General features: G+C 72.0%; 21 protein-coding genes. 11 read left to right on the forward strand and 10 right to left on the reverse strand.

What is annotated here, in order from left to right:
• Window positions 1-17: 17 nt before the first annotated feature.
• Entirely contained in the window at window positions 18-1169 is a 1152-nt protein-coding gene (locus OG381_RS37590) for an MFS transporter (protein WP_327722649.1), read from the reverse strand.
• A 16-nt stretch (window positions 1170-1185) separates the two neighbouring features.
• A complete protein-coding gene (locus OG381_RS37595; RefSeq protein WP_307024039.1) occupies window positions 1186-1542 on the reverse strand; it encodes an ArsR/SmtB family transcription factor in 357 nt (118 codons plus the stop codon).
• 35 nt (window positions 1543-1577) lie between these two features.
• Here OG381_RS37595 and OG381_RS37600 point away from each other — a divergent pair, with 35 nt between their 5' ends.
• Genes OG381_RS37600 through OG381_RS37610 form a run of 3 tightly spaced genes read left to right on the forward strand, consistent with a single transcriptional unit; the run spans window position 1578 to window position 5730 of the window.
• Window positions 1578-3695, forward strand: a complete 2118-nt coding sequence (locus tag OG381_RS37600; protein WP_327720436.1) for a heavy metal translocating P-type ATPase — start codon at window positions 1578-1580, stop codon at window positions 3693-3695.
• 49 nt (window positions 3696-3744) lie between these two features.
• Window positions 3745-5229 (forward strand): AlkA N-terminal domain-containing protein, encoded by a 1485-nt coding sequence (locus OG381_RS37605; protein WP_327720437.1) that lies wholly within the window; start codon window positions 3745-3747, stop codon window positions 5227-5229.
• A 9-nt stretch (window positions 5230-5238) separates the two neighbouring features.
• On the forward strand, window positions 5239-5730 hold the full coding sequence (locus OG381_RS37610) for a methylated-DNA--[protein]-cysteine S-methyltransferase (protein WP_327720438.1): 492 nt from the start codon (window positions 5239-5241) through the stop codon (window positions 5728-5730).
• A gap of 51 nt (window positions 5731-5781) precedes the next feature.
• Here OG381_RS37610 and OG381_RS37615 read toward each other — a convergent pair whose 3' ends face one another.
• Complete coding sequence (locus tag OG381_RS37615; RefSeq protein ID WP_327720439.1) at window positions 5782-6528, reverse strand: SIR2 family NAD-dependent protein deacylase; 747 nt, start codon at window positions 6526-6528, stop codon at window positions 5782-5784.
• Window positions 6529-6678: 150 nt separating this feature from the next.
• On the opposite strand from OG381_RS37615, the gene OG381_RS37620 reads away from it, so the two are divergent.
• Complete coding sequence (locus OG381_RS37620) at window positions 6679-7092, forward strand: YciI family protein (RefSeq protein WP_327720440.1); 414 nt, start codon at window positions 6679-6681, stop codon at window positions 7090-7092.
• Entirely contained in the window at window positions 7092-8237 is a 1146-nt protein-coding gene (locus tag OG381_RS37625; protein ID WP_327722651.1) for an RNA polymerase sigma factor, read from the forward strand. The genes OG381_RS37620 and OG381_RS37625 overlap by 1 nt, the downstream gene beginning before the upstream one ends.
• A gap of 22 nt (window positions 8238-8259) precedes the next feature.
• Here the strand turns inward: OG381_RS37625 and OG381_RS37630 are convergent, their stop codons facing one another.
• Window positions 8260-8754 carry an NUDIX hydrolase gene (locus OG381_RS37630; RefSeq protein WP_327720441.1) on the reverse strand — a complete coding sequence of 165 codons (495 nt, stop codon included), beginning with the start codon at window positions 8752-8754 and terminating at the stop codon, window positions 8260-8262.
• Between the two features lie 106 nt (window positions 8755-8860).
• A complete protein-coding gene (locus OG381_RS37635; protein WP_327720442.1) occupies window positions 8861-9931 on the reverse strand; it encodes an ADP-ribosylglycohydrolase family protein in 1071 nt (356 codons plus the stop codon).
• A gap of 191 nt (window positions 9932-10122) precedes the next feature.
• On the opposite strand from OG381_RS37635, the gene OG381_RS37640 reads away from it, so the two are divergent.
• Window positions 10123-11241 carry a glycerate kinase gene (locus OG381_RS37640; protein WP_327722652.1) on the forward strand — a complete coding sequence of 373 codons (1119 nt, stop codon included), beginning with the start codon at window positions 10123-10125 and terminating at the stop codon, window positions 11239-11241.
• Here OG381_RS37640 and OG381_RS37645 read toward each other — a convergent pair whose 3' ends face one another.
• Entirely contained in the window at window positions 11242-12438 is a 1197-nt protein-coding gene (locus OG381_RS37645) for a PucR family transcriptional regulator (protein WP_327720443.1), read from the reverse strand.
• A gap of 181 nt (window positions 12439-12619) precedes the next feature.
• Here OG381_RS37645 and OG381_RS37650 point away from each other — a divergent pair, with 181 nt between their 5' ends.
• Genes OG381_RS37650 through OG381_RS37670 form a run of 5 tightly spaced genes read left to right on the forward strand, consistent with a single transcriptional unit; the run spans window position 12620 to window position 17443 of the window.
• Window positions 12620-13414, forward strand: a complete 795-nt coding sequence (locus OG381_RS37650; protein ID WP_327720444.1) for an ABC transporter ATP-binding protein — start codon at window positions 12620-12622, stop codon at window positions 13412-13414.
• 4 nt (window positions 13415-13418) lie between these two features.
• Window positions 13419-14183 (forward strand): ABC transporter ATP-binding protein, encoded by a 765-nt coding sequence (locus tag OG381_RS37655; RefSeq protein ID WP_327720445.1) that lies wholly within the window; start codon window positions 13419-13421, stop codon window positions 14181-14183.
• The gene (locus tag OG381_RS37660) at window positions 14180-15070 is read left to right on the forward strand and encodes a branched-chain amino acid ABC transporter permease (protein ID WP_327720446.1); all 891 of its coding nucleotides are present in this window, start codon (window positions 14180-14182) and stop codon (window positions 15068-15070) included. Before OG381_RS37655 ends, OG381_RS37660 begins: the two co-directional genes overlap by 4 nt.
• Window positions 15063-16184, forward strand: a complete 1122-nt coding sequence (locus OG381_RS37665; RefSeq protein WP_327720447.1) for a branched-chain amino acid ABC transporter permease — start codon at window positions 15063-15065, stop codon at window positions 16182-16184. The genes OG381_RS37660 and OG381_RS37665 overlap by 8 nt, the downstream gene beginning before the upstream one ends.
• Window positions 16181-17443, forward strand: a complete 1263-nt coding sequence (locus OG381_RS37670; protein WP_327720448.1) for an ABC transporter substrate-binding protein — start codon at window positions 16181-16183, stop codon at window positions 17441-17443. Before OG381_RS37665 ends, OG381_RS37670 begins: the two co-directional genes overlap by 4 nt.
• Before the next feature lie 69 nt (window positions 17444-17512).
• Here OG381_RS37670 and pssA read toward each other — a convergent pair whose 3' ends face one another.
• From pssA to OG381_RS37690, 4 genes are all read right to left on the reverse strand, one after another.
• Entirely contained in the window at window positions 17513-18331 is an 819-nt protein-coding gene (pssA, locus tag OG381_RS37675; protein WP_327722654.1) for a CDP-diacylglycerol--serine O-phosphatidyltransferase, read from the reverse strand.
• Between the two features lie 22 nt (window positions 18332-18353).
• Window positions 18354-19013 (reverse strand): phosphatidylserine decarboxylase, encoded by a 660-nt coding sequence (locus tag OG381_RS37680; RefSeq protein WP_307024018.1) that lies wholly within the window; start codon window positions 19011-19013, stop codon window positions 18354-18356.
• 170 nt (window positions 19014-19183) lie between these two features.
• On the reverse strand, window positions 19184-20389 hold the full coding sequence (locus OG381_RS37685) for an acyl-CoA dehydrogenase family protein (RefSeq protein WP_327720449.1): 1206 nt from the start codon (window positions 20387-20389) through the stop codon (window positions 19184-19186).
• Between the two features lie 3 nt (window positions 20390-20392).
• On the reverse strand, window positions 20393-20905 hold the full coding sequence (locus OG381_RS37690) for a MaoC family dehydratase (RefSeq protein WP_152172572.1): 513 nt from the start codon (window positions 20903-20905) through the stop codon (window positions 20393-20395).
• Between the last annotated feature and the right edge of the window lie 4 nt (window positions 20906-20909).

Here is a 20909-nt window from a genome sequence, read left to right on the forward strand (position 1 = left end):
GTCCCGGCGCGGGGTCGTCAGCCGCGTCCGGCGCCCACCCGTCGCCGTACCCCCACCAGCACGGCCACTACGGGCCCGCAGGCCAGCAGCAGCGCCAGCGTCCCGTACCCGTAGGCCAGTGTCGCCGCTGCGGCCACCCCCGCGACCAGCAACGGCCCGCCCGCGTCGCCCAGTTCACGCCCCAGCTCGGCCGCGCCCATGGTCTGCCCCAGCCGTTCCGGAGGGGTCGCCGAGGCGAGGGCCGCGAAGCCGAGCGGGGTGATCAGGCCCGTGCCCGCGCCGATCAGGGCCGCGGCGAGCAGTACGCCCGTCAGTCCCGGCAGCATCGCGCAGGCCAGGCCCGCCGCCGCGAGCAGCAGCCCCACGACGAGCCCGCCCCGCGCCGTGACGCGCCCCGCGTCCAACGCCCGCCCCGCCCGCGGCTGCACGACCGCCGCACACGCCGCGAGCACCGACACCGCCGCGCCCGTCGCCACGGTCCCGAGCCCGGCCACCGCACCCGACACGGGAAGGAACCCGACACCCACCGACAGCGCGGCGGTCGCCCCCGCGAGCGCGGCCGTCGGCACGAGGAACACCGGATCGGCCAGCCGCCGCGCCAGATCGACCACCGTCTGCCGGGCCCGCGGAAGCGGCGGTACGACGGGTACGGCGACCAGCGCCCACACCGCCACCGACGCCCCCAGCACCGCCAGCACCGTGAACAGCAGCCGCAGTCCGCCCGCCCACACCAGCACCCCGCCGAGCAGCGGGCCGAGCGTGTAGCCGATGGACTTGTAGAAGCCGTAACTCCCGTACGCCCGCCCGTGCTTGGCCGCCGGATTGAGCCGGGCCACCAGTGCGGAAGCGGCGGGGGAGAAGGCCGAGGCGGCCGCACCCTGGCCGAGCCGCGCGGCCCACAGCCACCCCGGACTGTCGGCGAGGGCGTACAGCGCGGACGCCACGGCGAACGCCACCAGCCCGCCCAGCAGGACGGGACGCGCCCCGATCCGGTCGGCGATCGTGCCGAACACCGGCTTCAGCAGGACCTCGGCGCCGTCGTACAACGCGAGCAGCCCGCCCAGCACCAGCAGCGAGGTGACCGCGTCCTCCGTGTCCCCGCCGAGGTTCGCGGCGATGCCGTGCGCCCCGAACGCGGTGGTGAAACCGGCCGCGTACAGCGGCCACATCCGGCGCGCGGGCGCCTCACTCGGTGGCGTCACTGAGACCAAGGCGCAGATGCTCCACGTGGTAGACGGCCTGGTCGAGCAACTCGGCGACATGGTGGTCGTGGAGCGCGTACACGACGGACCGGCCACTCCGCTCGCCGACGACGAGCCCGAGATTCCGCAGCAGCCGCAACTGGTGCGAACACGCCGACTGCTCCATCCCCACCGCGGCCGCCAACTCCGTCGCAGGCAACGGGCCTTCACGCAGCCGCGCGAGGATCAGCAGCCGGGAAGGGGTCGAGAGGGCCTGGAGCGTGGTGGCGACCTTCGCGACATTGCCCGCGTCGAGGCGAACCCGCTCGTCGTCGGTGGTGGTGACGGCTCCATGACCCATGCGGGGTATCTTACCCACCGCACATGAACAGATGAATGAGTCTTCATGTGTTCCTGTATGGTGGCCGGGTGTCAGCGACCCTTGCCCCCGGCCGTGCCCCTTCGACCCCCTCGACGACGCCTCGCCGCCGCACCTGTGTCCTCGCCCTGCCGGAGGCCCGGTGGGCGCTGGGGGCGACGGTGTCGTTCCTGGCAGGCCTGCTGCTGGACACCGTCGTCGGCGGTCCGTCGTGGGTCTACGGGCTTCTGTATGCGGTCGCCTACGTAGCGGGCGGCTGGGAGCCCGCGCTGGAAGGGCTGCGGGCCCTGCGGGAGAAGACCCTCGACGTCGATCTGCTGATGATCGTCGCCGCCCTCGGCGCGGCAGCCATCGGACAGTTACTGGACGGCGCCCTGCTGATCGTCATCTTCGCCACCTCCGGCGCGCTGGAGGCGCTGGCCACGGCCCGCACCGCGGATTCGGTACGAGGCCTGCTGGACCTGGCGCCCACCACCGCGACCCGCGTCACGGGCGCCGACGCCGAGGAGACGGTCCCGACCTCCGAACTCGCCGTCGGGGACGTCCTGTTGATCCGGCCGGGCGAACGCATCGGCGCCGACGGCCAGGTGCTCGACGGCACGAGCGAGGCCGACCAGGCGACCATCACCGGCGAACCGCTGCCGGTGCTCAAGCGCCCCGGCGACGAGGTCTTCGCCGGCACCCTCAACGGCACCGGCGCCCTGCGCGTCCGTGTCGCGCGCGACCCCGCCGACTCGGTCATCGCCCGCATCGTCACGCTCGTCGAGGAGGCGTCCCGGACCAAGGCGCCGACCCAGCTGTTCATCGAGAAGGTCGAACAGCGGTACGCGGTGGCCATGGTGGCCGCCACGCTCGCCGTGTTCTCCGTGCCGCTCGCCTTCGGCGCCGACCTCACGGACGCGCTGCTGCGGGCGATGACCTTCATGATCGTCGCCTCGCCGTGTGCGGTCGTGCTCGCGACGATGCCACCCCTGCTGTCGGCCATCGCCAACGCCGGCCGGCACGGTGTGCTGGTCAAGTCCGCCGTGGCGATGGAGCGGCTGGGGGAGATCGACGTGGCCGCGCTCGACAAGACGGGGACGCTGACGGAGGGGGCGCCCGAGGTGACGGACGTACGGCCGCTGCCGGATTCCGGGCTGGACGCGGACGGGCTGCTCGCGCTGGCCGCCGCGGCCGAACACCCCAGCGAGCATCCGTTGGCACGCGCGATCGTGGGGGCCGCGCGGGGGAGGGGGCTGCGAATCGCCGACGCGGAGGACTTCGCGGCCGAACCGGGGCGCGGGGTCACGGCTGTGGTCGGGGGGCGGGTGGTGAGGGTCGGACGGGTGGAGGTTCTCGTCGGTGGGGCGGGGGAGACGGGGGAGGTGGGGGAGCCGGGGGAGGTGAGGGAGCCGGGGGAGACGGGCGACTGTATGCACTCGGCGGTCGATGGCATGCACGATCTCGGCGATCGTATGCACGCCGCCCTCGCCGGAACCGCCTCCACCGTCACCGCGGCCCGCGGCAAAACCGTCGTCCTCGTCACCCGCGACGAGACCCCCGTGGGCACCCTCGCCCTCACCGACCGCCTCCGTCCGGCCGCCCCCGCCATGACCGCCGCCCTCACCGCTCTGACCGGCACCACCCCCGTCCTCCTCACCGGCGACAACGCGTCCGCCGCCGCCCGCGTCGCCGAGGCCACCGGCCTGACCGACGTCCGCGCGGAGCTCCTCCCCGAGGGCAAGGTGAATGCCGTACGCGGTATGCAGGATGCGGGCCGCAAAGTGCTGTTCGTCGGCGATGGGGTCAATGACGCGCCCGCCCTCGCCGCCGCGCACGCCGGGGTCGCGATGGGGCGTGCCGGGTCCGACCTGGCGCTGGAGACGGCGGACGCGGTCGTGGTGCCCGACGAGCTGGCGGCCGTGCCCGCCGTGGTACGGCTGTCCCGGGCCGCCCGTCGGCTCGTGGTGCAGAATCTCGTCATCGCAGGGACGTGCATCACCGTGCTCGTCGTGTGGGACCTCGTCGGTCATCTGCCCCTGCCGCTCGGCGTCGCAGGTCACGAGGGCTCGACCGTGCTGGTCGGGCTGAACGGGCTGCGGCTGCTGCGTGAATCCGCATGGCGATCCGGGACGGCGCAGGAAGCGCGAGGTTGATGTCGGATTCCCGCCAGCCCATGCAGGGTGACTGGACCATGCTGAACGTATGCAGAAGGGCATGCACACCGACACCGAGCGCTGCGTGCGCGCGGTCCAGTCCAAGGACGCCCGGTTCGACGGGTGGTTCTTCACGGCGGTCCTGACGACCCGGATCTACTGCCGGCCCAGTTGCCCGGTGGTGCCGCCCAAGGCGGAGAACATGACGTTCTTTCCGAGCGCGGCCGCTTGTCAGCAGGCCGGCTTCCGGGCGTGCAAGCGCTGCCGCCCGGACACCAGCCCCGGCTCCCCCGAGTGGAACCAGCGCGCGGACCTGGTCGCCCGGGCCATGCGGCTGATCGCCGACGGCATCGTCGACCGCGAGGGTGTGCCCGGACTCGCCTCCCGGCTCGGCTACAGCACCCGCCAGATCGAACGCCAGCTCCTCGCCGAGCTCGGGGCGGGCCCGCTCGCCCTCGCCAGGGCCCAACGCGCCCAGACGGCAAGGCTGTTGATCGAGACCACCCCGCTGCCGATGGCGGAGATCGCCTTCGCCGCCGGCTTCTCCTCCATCCGTACCTTCAACGACACCGTGCGCGAGGTCTTCGCCCTCTCGCCGAGCGAACTGCGCACCCGGGCGCCGAAGAAGGGCGCCACCGCGGGCACCCCGGGCGTCCTCACCCTGCGTCTGCCGTTCCGCGCCCCCCTCAACCCCGACAACCTCTTCGGCCACCTCGCGGCGACCGCCGTACCGGGGGTGGAGGAGTGGCGGGACGGCGCCTACCGGCGCACGCTCCGACTGCCGTACGGCCACGGCATCGTGACGCTCACCCCGAACCCCGACCACATCGCCTGCCGCCTCACCCTCGGCGACCTGCGCGACCTGACCGTCGCCATCAGCCGCTGCCGGCGCATGCTCGACCTGGACGCCGATCCGGTCGCGATCGACGACCAGTTGCGCGCGGACCCGGTGCTGGCGCCGCTGGTCGACAAGGCGCCGGGGCGGCGGGTGCCGCGGACGGTGGACGAGGCGGAGTTCGCCGTACGGGCGGTCCTCGGACAGCAGGTGTCCACGGCGGCGGCCCGCACCCACGCGGCCCGGCTGGTGACCGCGCACGGCGAGCCGCTGGACGACCCCGAGGGCGGCCTGACCCACCTCTTCCCGTCCCCGCAGGCACTCGCCGCGCTCGACCCGGAGTCGCTGGCGATGCCCCGCACCCGCCGGGCCACCTTCACCACCCTGGTCGCCCAACTGGCGGACGGCTCACTGAACTTGGGCGTGGAGGGCGACTGGGCGGAGACCCGCGCCCGCCTCCTCGCCCTGCCCGGATTCGGCCCCTGGACCGTCGACGTCATCGCGATGCGCGCGCTCGGGGACCCCGACGCCTTCCTCCCCACCGACCTCGGCATCCGCAAGGCCGCCCAGGAGCTGGGCCTCCCGTCGACCCCGGCCGCGCTCACCGCGCGAGCTGCGGCCTGGCGGCCCTGGCGGGCGTACGCGGTCCAGTACCTGTGGGCGACCGACAGTCACCCGATCAACTTCCTCCCGGTATAAGGACGTTCCGTGAGTTCAGCGAAACAGCACACCACGATCGACAGCCCGTACGGACCGCTGACCCTGGTCGCGACGGACGGCATCCTCAGCGGCCTCTACATGACCGGCCAGCGCCACCGTCCGCCCCAGGAGAACTTCGGCGAACGCGACGACCGCCCCTTCGGCGAGCCTGCCGACCAGTTGGCGGCCTACTTCGCCGGGGAGTTGAAGGAGTTCACCCTCGAACTCCACCTGGACGGAACCCCGTTCCAGCGCGGCGTCTGGCAGCAGCTGCTCCGCATCCCCCACGGCGAGACCCGCACCTACGGCGAGCTCGCCGACGCCCTCGGCAACCCCGGCGCCTCCCGCGCGGTCGGCCTCGCCAACGGCAAGAACCCGATCGGCATCATCGTCCCCTGCCACCGCGTCGTCGGCGCCGACGGCAGTCTGACCGGCTACGGCGGCGGCCTGGAACGCAAGCAGCGACTGCTGGACCTCGAGCGGGGAGCGGCACTGTTCTGAGGCGACCGGCCCGGCACGCGCCCAGGACGGCACCGCGTCACACCGGACGAGTCACACCGGACGAGGAGAGCCCTCCTCCCGAAGCCGCCGCAGCAGCTTCGGCAGTGCCGTCCCGATCGGCTCCCGCACCACCTCGTCGGCGCGATCGTCGTACGGCGTCGGCTCGGCGTTGACGATGATCAGCCGCGCCCCGTGGTCGGCGGCGACACCGGCGAGCCCGGCCGCGGGCTGGACCTGGAGGGTGCTGCCGACGGCGATGAACACCTGGCACGCCTTGGTGATCGAGACCGCCTCGCCGAGCACCACCGGGTCGAGCCGTTCACCGAACATCACGGTCGCCGACTTGAGGATCCCGCCGCACTCCCGGCACGCCGGGTCGTCCTCGCCGGCCTCGACGCGGGCGAGGGCGTCCTCCATGGGCCCGCGCGCATGACACGTCGTACACACGAAACTCCGTGCGGAGCCGTGCAGTTCGAGCACCTTGCGGGCCGGCATCCCGGCGAGCTGGTGCAGCCCGTCCACGTTCTGCGTGATGACCCGCACCGGCACCCCGGACCGCTCCAGCTCGGCCACGGCGATGTGCGCGGCGTTCGGTTCGGCCTTGAGCGTCCGGTTCTCGCGCCGCATCCGCCACGAGCGGCGGCGGATCTCCGGATCGTCCATGTAGTACCCGTACGTCACGAGCTTCTCGGCCTCGGGATCCCGCCGCCACAGCCCGTTGGGACCGCGATAGTCCGGAATCCCGGAATCGGTCGAGATACCTGCGCCACTGAGCAGGGCGACGAGAGGCTTGTCCATGGGGCCGAGGGTAAATCGGCGGGGTTGTCGGCAGCGAGCGGTTATGCGGGCAAAAAAATCTTGGACGGTGATGTCGAGAACCCGTGAGCCGCTCCGTCCCAGGGGTGAACGCGGCCACAATGGGCCGCACCAGTACCGAGGAGAACCACCATGGCCAAGTACCTGCTGCTGAAGCACTACCGGGGAGCCCCGGCCGCGGTGAACGACGTCCCCATGGACCAGTGGACGCCGGAGGAGATCTCGGCGCACGTGCAGTACATGCGGGACTTCGCGGACCGGCTGGAGAAGAGCGGCGAGTTCGTCGACGGGCAGGCGCTCGCCCCCGAGGGCGCGTGGGTCCGCTACGACGGCGAGGGCCGCCCGCCGGTCACCGACGGCCCCTTCGCCGAGACCAAGGACCTCATCGCCGGCTGGATGGTGATCGACGTCGACACCTACGAGCGCGCCGTCGAACTGGCAGGAGAGCTGTCCGCCGCTCCCGGGGCGGGCGGGAAGCCGATCCACGAGTGGCTCGAACTGCGCCCGTTCCTGTCCACGCCCCCCACCATCGCGGAGTGCCATTGATGGACGAGGCCCTGCTGAGGAGCCTCACGCCGAGCGTGCTCACCGTCCTCGTCCGCCGCGGAGCCGACTTCGCGGCGGCCGAGGACGCCGTGCAGGACGCGCTCGTGGAGGCGGTCCGCTGCTGGCCGGCCGACCCGCCGCGGGACGCGAAGGGCTGGCTGGTCACCGTGGCCTGGCGCAAGTTCCTCGACGCCACCCGCGCGGACACCGCCCGGCGCCGGCGGGAGGACCGCCTCGACGAGGAGCCGGCGCCCGGACCCGCCCCCGCGGCGGACGACACGCTCCAGCTGTACTTCCTGTGCGCCCACCCCTCGCTGACACCGTCGTCCGCGGTCGCCCTCACCCTGCGCGCGGTCGGCGGCCTCACCACCCGGCAGATCGCCCAGGCGTACCTGGTGCCCGAGGCGACCATGGCGCAGCGCATCAGCCGCGCCAAGCGCACCGTCTCCGGCGTCCGGTTCGACCGGCCCGGCGACGTCGCCACCGTGCTGCGCGTCCTCTACCTGGTCTTCAACGAGGGCTACTCCGGCGACCTAGACCTCGCCGCCGAGGCCATCCGGCTCACCCGGCAGCTCGCGGCCGTCATCGACCACCCCGAGGTGGCGGGGCTGCTCGCCCTCATGCTGCTCCACCACGCCCGCCGTGCCGCCCGGACCGCGCCCGACGGCAGCCTGGTGCCGCTCGCCGAGCAGGACCGCGGCCGCTGGGACACCCGGGCGATCGCCGAGGGCGTCGAGATCCTCCAGGCCGCCCTGGCCCGCGACCGGCTGGGCGAGTACCAGGCCCAGGCCGCCGTCGCGGCGCTCCACGCGGACGCGCCCACCGCCGGGGAGACCGACTGGGTACAGATCGTCGAGTGGTACGACGAACTCGCCCGGCTGACCGACAGCCCCGTGGTCCTGCTCAACCGCGCGGTCGCCGTGGGCGAGGCCGACGGACCGCGCGCGGGCCTGGCGGCGCTCGCGGCGCTGGAGGACTCCCTGCCCCGCCACACCGCGGTGGCGGCGTACCTCCACGAGCGCGACGGCGACCTGACGACGGCGGCACGGTTGTACGCCGAGGCCGCCCGCAAGGCCACCGACCTCGCCGAACGCGACCACCTGACCCGGCAGGCCGCCCGCCTCAACACCCGGCTGCGGCACTGACGGGCCGCCCTCCCGGGCGGAGTCAGCCGGCCCGGTGCCCGTTCTCCAGCTCGGCCGTCCCCGCGCCGCCCGCGAGCACGTCCAGCGCGGCCAGCACCCGGCGGCCCAGGGCGTCCGGCAGATACTCGGCCAGCTCCTCGCGCGGTACGAGCCGCCAGGACAGCAGCTCCTCCTCCTGCAGCCGGATCGCCTTGAAGTCGTCCTCGCCGAGCACCCCGCCGTCGTAGAGATACGCCACCAGCGGCGGCCGCACCGCCGTCCCCTGCACCCAGTCCACCGCGAGCAGCCGGCCGAGCTCCCGGTCGAGGCCTATCTCCTCCGCGGTCTCGCGGCGCGCGCCCTGGCGCGGGGTCTCGCCGTCGTCGGACTCGACGGTGCCGCCCGGAAGCGCCCAGCCGTCACGGTAGTTGGGCTCGACGAGCAGCACCCGGCCCGCCGCGTCCCGGAAGAGGGCGGCGGCACCGGCGAGGACACGGGGCAGGCCCGCGATGTACGTGGCGAAGTCAGCAGCGGTCATCCACGAAGGGTAACCAGGCCGTCCCGGAGCGGTAAGAGCGCGCCGAGCGGCTCCCGCAGGCCCGCGGGACCCGGCCGCACGCCTCCCGCGCGCCGCGCGGCCGAAGTCACCCGGCCTGCACCAACCGCAGTGTCCGCTCCGCCAGTTCGCTGATCCGGACCCGGTCGAACCCGAACACCGCGCTGCGCACCGTGTCCTCCAGCGGCTCCTTCCACTGCGCGGGAATCGCCTCGGCGCCGCTCAGCACCCCGGCCACCGACCCGGCGGTCGCCCCGTTGGAGTCGGTGTCCAGACCGCCGCGGACCGTCAGCGTGACGGTGCGGGTGAAGTCGCCGTCGCCGTACAGGAGCCCGGCGGTGAGCACCGCGGCGTTCGGGACGGTGTGGATCCAGCCCATCCGGGAGGTCTCCTCGGCCACCGTGGAGAGGGTGTCCTCCCACGTCATCCGGGTGTCGTGGAGGGAGATCACCCGGCGCACCGTCCGGGCAAGCCGGCTGCTCCCCGGGATCACGGTCAGCGCCTGGTCCAGGGCGTGCCGCACGGTCGACGCGGTGAACGCCGCCGAGACCAGCGCGGCCGCCCACATCGCGCCGTACACACCGTTGCCGGTGTGCGACAGCACGGCGTCCCGGCGGGCCAGCGAGGCCGCGCGGCGCGGGACGCCGGGGCAGGTCCAGCCGTAGATGTCGGCGCGGATCAGGGCGCCGATCCACTCCTGGTAGGGGTTGTCGTAGGTCGCCGTCAGCGGCGGTTTCAGCCCGTTGGCGAGGTTGCGGTAGGCGGCCCGTTCCGCCGTGAACGTCTGCAGATACGGCAGCCTCAGCAGCCACAGGTCCCCGACCTGCTCGGTGCTGAAGGCGAAGCCGTGCGTCTCCAGCAGGTCCAGGCCGAGGATGGCGTAGTCCACGTCGTCGTCACGGCAGCTGCCGTGGATCCGGCCGCGCACGCACTGGCGCCACTCCGGGCGCAGCTCGAAACCGTCGCTCTCGCTGGGCGGCTCGGGCAGATAGTCGGTCAGCGGCAGCGCGGCGGCCCGCCGCAGATAGTGATCGATCCGCTCCCGCGTCCACAGGTCACCCTGCTCGACCGGCTTGCCCAGCATGTTGCCGGCGATCCGGCCCAGCCAGCCCCCGAGGACGCGGTCGGCGAGCTCTGGTGCGCCACGCACAGGGGTCATAGGACCGGTCTACCCGATTCCGGGCCGGCGCACAGCGGGGTCGCAGCGGCTTCTCAAGGTCCGGGCGGTGCATGACGGCGAGGGGCACCTCCGGTTAAGGTCGCAGCGGCGCGACTGGCCTGACATGCGTGAGGCCCGGAGAGCAAGGGGAATGCAAGGTGGCGAACGCTGCAGGCAACGGTGCCCAGAGGGTGCTCATCGCCGCGGACAAGTTCAAGGGATCGCTGACGGCCGTGCAGGTCGCGGAGCGGGTGACGGCCGGGCTGCGCCGGGTCGTGCCCGGCGCCGAGATCGAGACGCTGCCCGTGGCCGACGGCGGCGACGGGACCGTGGACGCGGCGGTCGCGGCCGGCTTCGAGCGGCACGAGATCAAGGCCGCCGGGCCGCTGGGCCAGGAGGTCACGGCAGCCTTCGCGCTGCGCGGCGACACGGCCGTGGTGGAGATGGCGGAGGCCAGCGGCCTCCAGCGCCTCCCCCAGGGCGTCTTCGCGCCGCTCACGTCCTCCACATACGGCTCCGGCGAGCTGCTGCGGGCCGCGCTCGACGCGGGCGCCCGCACGATCGTCTTCGGCGTCGGAGGCAGCGCCACCACCGACGGCGGCGCCGGCATGCTGACCGCGCTCGGCGCCCGGTTCCTCGACAAGGACGGCGAGCCGGTCGCCCCGGGCGGCGGCGGTCTCGCCGAGCTCGCCACGGCCGACCTGTCGGACCTGGACCCGCGTCTCGCCGACGTCGAGCTGGTCCTCGCCAGCGACGTCGACAACCCGCTGACCGGCCCGAAGGGCGCGCCCGCGGTCTACGGCCCGCAGAAGGGCGCCTCCCCGGACGACGTGGAGGCCCTCGACGAGGCCCTCGCCCACTACGCGCGCGTGCTGGAGAACGCCATCGGTGCCAAGGCCGCCGAGCACGCGGCCTCCCCGGGCGCGGGCGCCGCGGGCGGCATCGGCTACGGCGCGCTGCTGGTCGGCGCCCGGTTCCGCCCCGGCATCGAGGTCATGCTCGACGTCCTCGGCTTCGCCCCCGCGCTGGAGCGGGCCACCCTGGTCATCACCGGCGAGGGCTCCCTCGACGAGCAGACCCTCCACGGCAAGGCCCCCGCGGGCGTCGCCGCCGCGGCCCGTGCCGCGGACAAGGAGGTCATCGCGGTCTGCGGCCGCCTGGCCCTGCCTCCGGAGGCGCTCGGCAGGGCGGGCATCCGGCGGGCGTACCCGCTCACCGAGATCGAGCCCGACGTGGCGAAGTGCATCGCGGACGCCGGACCGATCCTGGAGCGGGTGGCGGAGCAGATCGGCCGGGACTTCCTGACCTGATCACCTCCGGGCACCCGAGAGCCGGTACGCGTCCAGCGCCAGCGTCATCTCGATCAGGTCCCGGGGCCGGGCCAGCGACCGGGACGTCAGCTGTTCCAGTCGTCGCAGCCGGTTGAAGACCGTGTTGCGATGGCAGTACAGCCGTCCCGCGGCCCGCCCCGCGGAGCCCTCGCACGTCAGCCACACGTCGAGGGTCTCCAGGAGCACGGCCCGGTCGGCGGGCTCCAGCGCCAGCAGCTCGCCGAACACGTCCGACACCAGCCGGTCGGCCAGCTCCGGCTGGCTCACCACCAGCGCCGTCGGCATCCGCTGATCCAGCCGTACGACCTCGGTCGCGTCCGGCGGGCACGTCCGCAGCGCCAGTTCCGCGAGCCGCCGGGCCCGCCCCAGCTCGGCCAGCCCCGGCACCACCGGACTGATCCCGCCGGGCCCCGAGCACCGCCCGTCCAGCGCCTGGGCCACTCCGTCCAGCCCTTGGCCGGGCGTCAGCGCGACGACCCCGATCTCGCAGTCCGCGCGCATCCGCCAGATGAACCGGAACCCCGCTCCTCGCAACGGCTGCCCGTGCGCATCCCGTCGCACCGCCCGCAGGACCACCACCGCGTAGGGACCGTGCTCCGGCAGATCGAGCCCCGCGGCCGCCCGCGCCGCCAGCCCCGGCGTCGCCTGCCCCTCGAGCAGCGCGTCGAGCAGCGCCTGCAACTGTTCGTCGGTACGCCGGCGCAGCTCCGCCTCGGTCGCCCGGTACGCCTCCGACGCCGTCTGGGTCTGCGCGTCCACCGCCGACCACACCACCGTCGCCGACCGCATCAGCGCCGCCAGCCGCTCCGGTTCCCGCCCCGCGGCGCTCTCCACCAGCGCATCCCACACCAGATAGCCGGCGTTGCGATAGGCGTGCACCAGCAGATCCAGCGGCAGCCCCTGCTGGGCCCGGTGCCGGCCCAGGTCCTCGGCGTGCTCCAGGTCGCGGCGCGGCGACTCCCGCGGCGCCGAAAGGGTCTCGATGCCGATCCGGATCGCCTCCTCCGCCTCCCGCCACTGGAGGTCGGATGCGAGCACTCCCGCGTAGACGGGGGAGTGCTCGGCCAGTTGCCGTAGGTGCTCGTCGACGAGCTCGGGCACCCGTTCCAGCAGAGCCGTGCAGGACTCCGCGAGCAGTTTCCAGTCGTGCCCGGTCCGCAGCCTTCGCCCACCCATGACCGGAGGATGCCATCGCGACGGGCCCCCGCACAGGCCCCTGACACGCGGTGTTGTGCGGGCGCACAACGCAGGCACCGGGCCGCTGGGCACCCGCAGCGACATTGCCACGGGCCGTGGACGCGCGCTCGCACCGGTGCTGGGGTGAGCGCCACACAGAGTGAGGGCAGAGGGGAAGTTCATGGTCGGATCCGGACTCGTGGTGCGGGAGCTTTCGGTGGGATACGGGCCCGTACGCGCCCTGCGCCGGGTGTCCCTGGAGGTGCCCGAGGGGAGCGTGGTGACGGTGCTCGGCTCCAACGGCGCGGGCAAGTCGACGCTGCTGCGGGCGATCAGCCGCACGCTGTCCTTCCACGGCGGCACGGTCACCGAGGGCGAGGTACGTCTGGACGACCGCCGCCTGGACGGGCTCGCGCCGGACCGGGTGGTGGCGGCCGGGGTGTCCCATGTGCCGGAGGGCAGGCAGGTGTTCTCCCGGATGACGGTCGCCGACAACCTGCGCGCCGGCGGCCTCGGCGGCAGCCGCACCGAGCGGCCGAAAGCCCTCGCCCGCGTCCACGAACTCTTCCCCGTCCTCGCGGAGCGCGCACAGCAGCGCGCGGGCCTCCTCTCCGGCGGCGAACAGCAGATGCTCGCCGTCGCCCGGGCCCTGATGGCCGTCCCGAAGGTCCTGCTCCTCGACGAGCCCTCCCTCGGACTCGCCCCGCTCATGGCCCAGCGGATCGCCGAGACGGTCCGAGAGATCAACGAACAGGGCACCTCGGTCCTCCTGGTCGAACAGAACGCCGCCCTCGCCCTGCGGATGGCCACGCGCGCGTACGTCCTGGAGGTCGGCGAGGTGACCCTGTCCGGCCCGGCCGCCGAACTGGCCGCCTCCGACGAGGTCCGCCGCCGCTACCTCGGCGTGGTCGACGAGGACGCGGCGGCCGACGCCGACCAGGTCGTGGGACGCACCCTCACCCCGTGGAAGGGGTGAGCCGGTGGACACCCTCGCCGTACGCGACCTGACCGTCCGGTTCGCGGGCCTCACCGCACTCGACGACGTCAGCTTCACCGTCCGCCCCGGCACCGTGCACGCCCTCATCGGCCCCAACGGCGCCGGAAAGTCCACCTGCTTCAACGTGCTGTCCGGCGTCTACCGGGCCACCTCGGGCAGCGTCCGCTTCGGCGACCACGAGCTCACCGGCATGCCCGCGCACCGCATCGCCGGCCTCGGCGTCGCCCGCATCTTCCAGAACCTCGCCCTGCCGCCCCTCGCCTCGGTCGAGGACAGCCTGCTCCTCGGCAGGCACCGGCTGACCCGAACCGGCTTCCTGGCGGCGGGACTCCGGCTGCCCTCGGCCGCACGAGAGGAACGCGCGCACCGTGAACGCGTCCGCGAGATCGCCGAGTTCGTCGGCATCGCGGACTGTCTGGACCGCCCGGCGGGCTCCCTGCCGTACGGGCAGCAGAAGCTCGCCGAACTCGCCCGCGCGCTCTGCATGGAGCCGCGCTTGCTGCTTCTCGACGAGCCCGTCGCCGGGATGACCGCCGATGAGCGGCGCCGGACGGCCGCCGTCATCGCGGGCGTCCGCGACGGGCTCGGTATCTCGATCGTGCTGGTGGAACACGACATGGGGGTGGTGATGCGGCTCGCGGACGCCGTGACCGTACTCGACTTCGGGCGCCGGATCGCCGACGGCGCCCCCGCCGACGTACAGAACGATCCGGCCGTCGTCCGGGCGTACCTGGGGGAGGCGTCATGAGCACCTTCGCCGAGATCCTCCTCAACGGCGTCTCGCTGGGCTCCGTGTACGCGCTCATCGCGCTCGGCTTCGTGGTGATCTTCCGGGCCACCGAGGTCGTCAACTTCGCCCACGCCTCGCTGCTGCTCGCGGGCGGCTATGTCACCGCGACCCTCCACGACGACCTCGGCTTCTGGCCCGCGCTGCTCGTCGGGATCGCGGGCGCGGCCGTGGTCGGCGCGGCGGTGGAGTTCCTGGTGATGCGGCGCTACCGGGGCTCCGACCACAGCGTCCTCGCCATCGTCACCATCGGGGTCGACATCCTGCTCACCACCGAACTGACCCGCCGGATGGGCACCGACGTGCTGCCGCTCGGGGACCCGTGGGGGGACTCCGTGCTCAGGCTCGGGCCGATCTCCCTCGCCCACACGCGGATCGCCGCGTTCGTGGCGGCGGCGCTGCTCATCACCGCGTTCCTGCTGGTCTTCCGGTACACCTCGTGGGGCGTGGCGATGCGGGCGGCCGCGGAGAGCGCGGAGACGGCGGCCCTGATGGGCGTACGGCTGGGCCGGGTGTCGCTGGGAGCGTGGGCGGTGGCCGGGGGACTCGCCGCGGTGGCCGCGCTGTTCCTCACCGTCTTCCCGACGCCGGGGCTGGAACGGGCCACCTCGCTGGCGGCGCTCAAGGCCTTCCCGGCCGCGATCCTCGGCGGGCTGGACTCCACGACGGGCGCGCTGGTGGGCGGACTGCTGGTCGGCATCACCGAGTCGCTGGCGACGGGCTACCAGAGCGACCTGACGTTCCTCGGGCGTGGGCTCGGAGACCTGGCGCCGTACCTCGTGATGGTCGTGATCCTGCTCATCCGCCCGGCCGGGCTGTTCGGGACGAAGGAGCTGGCCCGTGTCTGAGGTTCTCGGCCGCGACAAGGCCCGCGAGGCACCGCCCGGCACCCGCCGCCGCCCTGCCTGGCTCACGAATCCCCGCTCCTACGCCCGGGCCGCCGGAGCGGTCCTCCTCCTCGCCCTCCCCTTCTACCTCGACCGTTTCTGGCTCCAGGCCGGGCTCTTCGCCATGGCCGCGGCGATCGGCGCGATCGGCATCAACCTCCTCACCGGCGCCACCGGGCAGCTCTCCATGGGCCACGCCTTCTTCCTCGCCGTCGGCGCCTACTCCTACTGCGTGTTCGCGGCCGACGGCGGCGACGGCCTGACCGGGCTCGGCCTGCCGACATGGCTGGCGGCCGTGCTGGCGGTGCTGGTCGCGGGGGTGGCGGGCGGGCTGTTCAGCCCCATCTCCGGGCGGCTCAGCGGCGCCTACCTCGGCATCGCCACGCTCGCGCTCGTCTTCATCGGACAGCACGTGATGTTCAACGCCCACGATCTGACCGGCGGGGCGAACGGTCGTGACGTACCGCCGCTGAACCTCTTCGGCCTCACCTTCGACGACCGTGAACTCCTCGTGGCCGCCGTGCCGTTCGGATCGGCGGAGAAGCTGTGGTACGCCGGTCTGGCGGTCCTCCTGGCCGGCGCGCTGTTCGCCCGTGGCGTCCTGCGCGGCCGTCCGGGCCGGGCCATGAACGCCATCCGCGACCACCGCATCGCCGCCGGCGTGATCGGTGTCCCCGTGGCCCGGCACCGGGCCGCCGTCTTCGTGCTGTCGTCGATGTACGCCGGGCTGGCGGGCGTGCTCCTCGCCCTGGTCTTCCAGCGGACCGTGCCCGACTACTTCGGCATCACGCTGTCCCTCGAGTACCTCGCCATGATCGTCATCGGCGGGCTCGGCTCGGTCTCCGGCGCGGTAGCGGGGGCGGTCTTCGTCTCCCTGCTCCCGCAGCTGCTGACCCGCTACAGCGATGCCCTGCCCCTGGTCTCCGCCCCCGGCACGGGCGGGATCGCACCGGGCGAGGCATCCCGGTATCTCTACGGCGCCGCCGTCGTGCTGGTGGTGCTGTTCCTGCCCGGCGGCCTGGTCAGGATGGCCGCCCGGCGTCGCGTCACAACTCATTCACGGGAGGAACGATGAACAGGACGTACGCGGCCAGGGCCGCCGCGGGCGCGCTCGCCGCACTGCTCGTACTGGCGGGATGCAGCTCCAAGGCCAAGGACGACGACGGTGACAAACAGTCGGCGGGCGGGGTGAAGACCGGCGACGGCATCTCCGGCAAGACGATCACCCTCGGCGCCCTCACCGACATGACCGGCGTCTACGCCACCCTCGGCAAGAGCGTCACCCAGGCCCAGCAGCTGTATGTGAAGCAGCTGAACGCCGACGGCGGTGTCTGCGGCTACAAGGTCCGGCTGACGGTCCGCGACCACGGCTACGACCCGCAGAAGGCCGTCTCCGGCTACACCGAGCTGGAGCCGAAGGTGCTGGGCTTCGCGCAGTTCATCGGCTCCCCGTTCGTCGCCGCGGTCAAGCAGCGCGTCGACGGCCAGGACAAGGGGCTCGTACTGCCGCAGGCGTGGTCGTCGGCGCTGCTCGGCAGCCCGTACATCCGGGTCATCGGCTCCACGTACGACATCGAGACGATCAACGCGGTCGACTTCCTGGTCCAGGAGAAGGGCGTCAAGAAGGGCGACAAGATCGGCCATGTGTACTTCGAGGGCGACTACGGCGAGAGCGCCCTGGTGGGGTCGAAGCACATCGCGAAGGAGAAGGGGCTGACCGTCGTCGAGCAGAAGATCAAGCCCACCGACAACGACATGACCGCCCAGGTCGCCGCTCTCAAGCAGGCCGGCGTCAAGGGGATCGTCATCAGCGCGGGCCCGCGCCAGGCGGCCTCGCTCGTCGGCGTCGCGGCCGCCGGCGGCTTCGACGTGCCGATCATCGGCAACAACTCGGCCTTCGCGCCCCAGCTCCTGGCCACCCAGGCGGGACCGGCCCTGATGAAGAACTACTACGTGGCCTCGCCCTCGCTCCCGATCGGCGCGGACACCCCGGAGGCGAAGAAGCTCGTCGCCGACTATCAGGCGGCCTACCCGAAGGACGCCCTCGACAACGGCATCGTCGCCGGCTGGACCGCGGTGTCGGCCTTCGGCGAGGCACTGAAGAAGGCCTGCGAGAGCAAGGACCTCACCCGGGAGGGCGTCGACAAGGCCCTGCTGGCCATCGACGCCTTCGACGTCGGCTTCGGCATCGCCCAGGACTTCACCGACCCGAAGTCCGCGTCCTCCCGGCAGAGCGTGATCCTTCAGCCCGACAAGAGCGTGACGGGCGGCATGAAGGTCGTACGGGAGGCGGAGGCGTCCGAGGTCGCGGAGGCGTACACGCCGGGAGCCTGACACCGCACAGCGAAAGGGCCCGAACCGGATATCCGGTTCGGGCCCTTCCGTACGTCTTCCACCAGGCGCCTACGGCAGCTGCGTCGCTCGTGCCTCGCGCCGGTTGTCACGGAAGTTGTGCACCCGGCGGGCCGTGGCGAACAGCGGGATCACCGCGCCCATGACCAGCTGGAGCGCACAGCCCGTCTGAAGGAGCAGCTGTCCGCCCGGGGCGTCGAACGCCCAGGCCGCCAGCAGGCCCATGGCCGACACGATCCAGCCGAGCATCGCCACCGCGAGGATGCCCCGCGGCTTCGGGTACTCCACCCGGCTGACCATCAGCCACGCCGTCCCCAGGATCGCCATCAGCGTGGCCTCGAAGGGCAGCTCGAGCAGCACGATCGAGACCACGGTCAGTGCCCCGAACGGTGACGGCATGCCCTGGAAGGTGCCGTCCTTCACCGTCACACAGGAGAACCGCGCAAGTCTGAGCACCACCGCCAGAAGCACCACGATCGCCCCCACCGCCGCCACCCGCTGGGAGGCGTCGGCGGCGACCATGCCGTAGACGAGGACGAAGTACGCCGGTGCCAGGCCGAAGCTGACCAGGTCGGAGAGGTTGTCCAGCTCCGCGCCCATCGGCGAGGAGCGCAGCTTGCGCGCCACCAGGCCGTCGAACAGGTCGAAGACCGCCGCACAGAGCATCAGGATGACCGCGGTGGCCGCGCTGTTGCGGGCCATGCCGGACTCCTGGCTGTCCGTGAGGTGCGGGATCAGGATGCCGGTGGTGGTGAAGTACACCGCCATGAAGCCGCACGTGGCGTTGCCGAGGGTGAGGGTGTCCGCTATCGAGAGGCGGAGAGAAAGAGGCATCTCCTCCTCGTCGTCGACCTCGTCGGCCTCGGGCACCCAGCCCGCTTGGGTCTCAGGATCAATCACGGTCAATGCGAGTCACCCCAGCCACGGTCTTCTGACCGACCTCCACCGCGACGTCCACGCCCTCCGGCAGGTAGATGTCGACGCGCGAGCCGAAGCGGATCAGACCGATGCGGTCGCCCTGCTCGAGCTTCGTGCCCTGCGGAACGTAGGGCACGATGCGGCGGGCCACCGCGCCGGCGATCTGGATCATCTCGATGTCACCGAGTTCGGTGTCGAAGTGCCAGACTACGCGCTCGTTGTTCTCGCTCTCCTTGTTGAACGCCGGAACGAACCCACCCGGGATGTGCTCGACCGACGTCACCGTGCCGGAGAGAGGCGCGCGGTTGACGTGGACGTTGAGGGGGCTCATGAAGATCGCGACGCGGGTGCGCCCGTCCTTCCACGGCATGATGCTCTGCACCACACCGTCGGCGGGCGAGATGACCCGGCCCTGGGCGATCTCGCGCTCGGGGTCGCGGAAGAACCACAGCATGCCCGCCGCGAGCGCGGTGGCGGGCACGGCGACGGCCTTGGCGGCGCCGGACTTGCGCGCGCGCACCAGGCTGAGGGCTGCGGTGGCGACCGTCGGGAGAAGCCACGGCGATGCTCCGCGCGCGAGGCGTACGCCGCCGACCTGGCTGTCGCGTGGTGCAGAGGTTTGGCTGTGGGGCATGGATGACCTTCGTAGCGGATGGCGCCGCGCTGTAACGGGGGACGGCGGCTTTCCCGGGATCGTACCGGTCGTGGGCCACAACTGGGCAAGCCAGGAAGCCGAGTCGGCGGCTGAAGAGTGTTGACGGGGTGTGACCTTCTTCTCCAAGAAAACACCCCGTATCCGGACAATCAGCCCTGGAATCGATACTCTTCGAGCAGCCTGCGACCGATGATCATTTTCTGGATCTCGGCGGTACCTTCACCGATCAGCAGCATCGGAGCCTCACGGTAGAGGCGCTCGATCTCGTACTCCTTGGAGAAGCCGTAGCCGCCGTGGATCCGGAAGGCGTCCTCGACGACCTCCTTGCAGTACTCGGAGGCGAGGTACTTCGCCATCCCAGCCTCAAGGTCGTTTCGCTCCCCGGAGTCCTTTTTGCGTGCCGCGTTGACCATCATCGCATGCGCGGCCTCGACCTTGGTAGCCATCTCGGCGAGCTTGAACTGGATCGCCTGGTGCTGGGCGATCGGCTTGCCGAAAGTGTGACGCTGCTGGGCATACGAGACGCCCAGCTCGAAAGCACGCTGAGCGACGCCGCAGCCACGCGCCGCCACATTGACGCGGCCGACTTCGACGCCGTCCATCATTTGGTAAAAACCTCGGCCGGTGACCCCGCCGAGCACCCGATCGGCCGGAACGCGCAGGCCATCCATGATCAGCTCGGTGGTGTCGACACCCTTGTAGCCCATCTTGTCGATCTTCCCGGGGATGGTGAGGCCCGGGCGGACCTCTCCGAAGCCGGGCTCCTTCTCGATGAGGAAGGTCGTCATCGACTTGTGGGGCGCGGTGCCCTCGGGGTGTCCTTCGTCACTTCGGACCAGTACGGCGACCAGACTCGACGTCCCACCGTTCGTCAGCCACATTTTCTGGCCGTTCAGGACGTACTCCTCGCCGTCCTTCACCGCCTTCGACGTGATCGCCGACACGTCCGAGCCCAGGCCCGGCTCCGACATCGAGAACGCGCCGCGGATGTCGCCGGCCGCCATGCGGGGCAGGAAGTGGTCCTTCTGCTCCTGCGTGCCGTGCTGCTTGAGCATGTACGCCACGATGAAGTGGGTGTTGATGATGCCGGAGACCGACATCCAGCCGCGGGCGATCTCCTCGACGCACAGCGCGTACGTCAGGAGCGACTCGCCCAGACCGCCGTACTCCTCCGGGATCATCAGGCCGAACAGGCCCAACTCCTTGAGGCCGTCGACGATCTGCTGCGGGTACTCGTCGCGGTGCTCCAGCTCGGTGGCGACCGGGATGATCTCCTTGTCCACGAAGTCGCGGACGGTGGAGAGGATTTCCCGCTGGATGTCGGTCAGACCGGCGGTCTGGGCAAGTCGCGCCATGGCTTACTTCTCCTGCTGCTTCAGCTCGGGGCGGCCGGGCTGCTCGCCGCCGCGCTCCTTGATGTAGGTCTCGGTCGGCACCATGACCTTGCGGCGGAACACGCAGACCAGCGTGCCGTCCTGCTTGTAGCCCTTGGTCTCGACGTGGACGATGCCGCGGTCGTTCTTCGACTTGGAGGGCCACTTGTCGAGCACGGTCGTCTCGCCGTAGATCGTGTCGCCGTGGAAGGTCGGCGCCACGTGCTTCAGCGACTCGATCTCCAGGTTGGCGATCGCCTTGCCGGAGACGTCCGGGACGGACATGCCGAGCAGCAGCGAGTAGATGTAGTTCCCGACGACGACGTTCTTGCCGAAGTCCGTCGTCTTCTCCGCATAGTTGCTGTCCATGTGGAGCGGGTGGTGGTTCATGGTGAGCAGACAGAAGAGATGGTCGTCGTACTCCGTGACCGTCTTTCCGGGCCAGTGCTTGTAGACCGCCCCGACCTCGAACTCCTCGTAGGTGCGCCCGAACTGCATGGCC

This window comes from Streptomyces sp. NBC_00490 (genome assembly GCF_036013645.1).
Classification (GTDB): domain Bacteria; phylum Actinomycetota; class Actinomycetes; order Streptomycetales; family Streptomycetaceae; genus Streptomyces; species Streptomyces canus_F.

Excerpts from the sequence above, each read along its gene's own strand:
- OG381_RS37590 (WP_327722649.1), bottom strand. The coding sequence starts at position 1,169 with ATGTGGCCGCTGTACGCGGCCGGTTTCACCACCGCGTTCGGGGCGCAC.
- OG381_RS37595 (WP_307024039.1), bottom strand. The coding sequence starts at position 1,542 with ATGGGTCATGGAGCCGTCACCACCACCGACGACGAGCGGGTTCGCCTC.
- OG381_RS37600 (WP_327720436.1), top strand. The coding sequence starts at position 1,578 with ATGAGTCTTCATGTGTTCCTGTATGGTGGCCGGGTGTCAGCGACCCTT.
- OG381_RS37605 (WP_327720437.1), top strand. The coding sequence starts at position 3,745 with ATGCAGAAGGGCATGCACACCGACACCGAGCGCTGCGTGCGCGCGGTC.
- OG381_RS37615 (WP_327720439.1), bottom strand. The coding sequence starts at position 6,528 with ATGGACAAGCCTCTCGTCGCCCTGCTCAGTGGCGCAGGTATCTCGACC.
- OG381_RS37620 (WP_327720440.1), top strand. The coding sequence starts at position 6,679 with ATGGCCAAGTACCTGCTGCTGAAGCACTACCGGGGAGCCCCGGCCGCG.
- OG381_RS37625 (WP_327722651.1), top strand. The coding sequence starts at position 7,092 with ATGGACGAGGCCCTGCTGAGGAGCCTCACGCCGAGCGTGCTCACCGTC.
- OG381_RS37630 (WP_327720441.1), bottom strand. The coding sequence starts at position 8,754 with ATGACCGCTGCTGACTTCGCCACGTACATCGCGGGCCTGCCCCGTGTC.
- OG381_RS37635 (WP_327720442.1), bottom strand. The coding sequence starts at position 9,931 with ATGACCCCTGTGCGTGGCGCACCAGAGCTCGCCGACCGCGTCCTCGGG.
- OG381_RS37645 (WP_327720443.1), bottom strand. The coding sequence starts at position 12,438 with ATGGGTGGGCGAAGGCTGCGGACCGGGCACGACTGGAAACTGCTCGCG.
- OG381_RS37650 (WP_327720444.1), top strand. The coding sequence starts at position 12,620 with ATGGTCGGATCCGGACTCGTGGTGCGGGAGCTTTCGGTGGGATACGGG.
- OG381_RS37660 (WP_327720446.1), top strand. The coding sequence starts at position 14,180 with ATGAGCACCTTCGCCGAGATCCTCCTCAACGGCGTCTCGCTGGGCTCC.
- OG381_RS37670 (WP_327720448.1), top strand. The coding sequence starts at position 16,181 with ATGAACAGGACGTACGCGGCCAGGGCCGCCGCGGGCGCGCTCGCCGCA.
- OG381_RS37680 (WP_307024018.1), bottom strand. The coding sequence starts at position 19,013 with ATGCCCCACAGCCAAACCTCTGCACCACGCGACAGCCAGGTCGGCGGC.
- OG381_RS37685 (WP_327720449.1), bottom strand. The coding sequence starts at position 20,389 with ATGGCGCGACTTGCCCAGACCGCCGGTCTGACCGACATCCAGCGGGAA.
- OG381_RS37690 (WP_152172572.1), bottom strand. The coding sequence starts at position 20,905 with ATGCAGTTCGGGCGCACCTACGAGGAGTTCGAGGTCGGGGCGGTCTAC.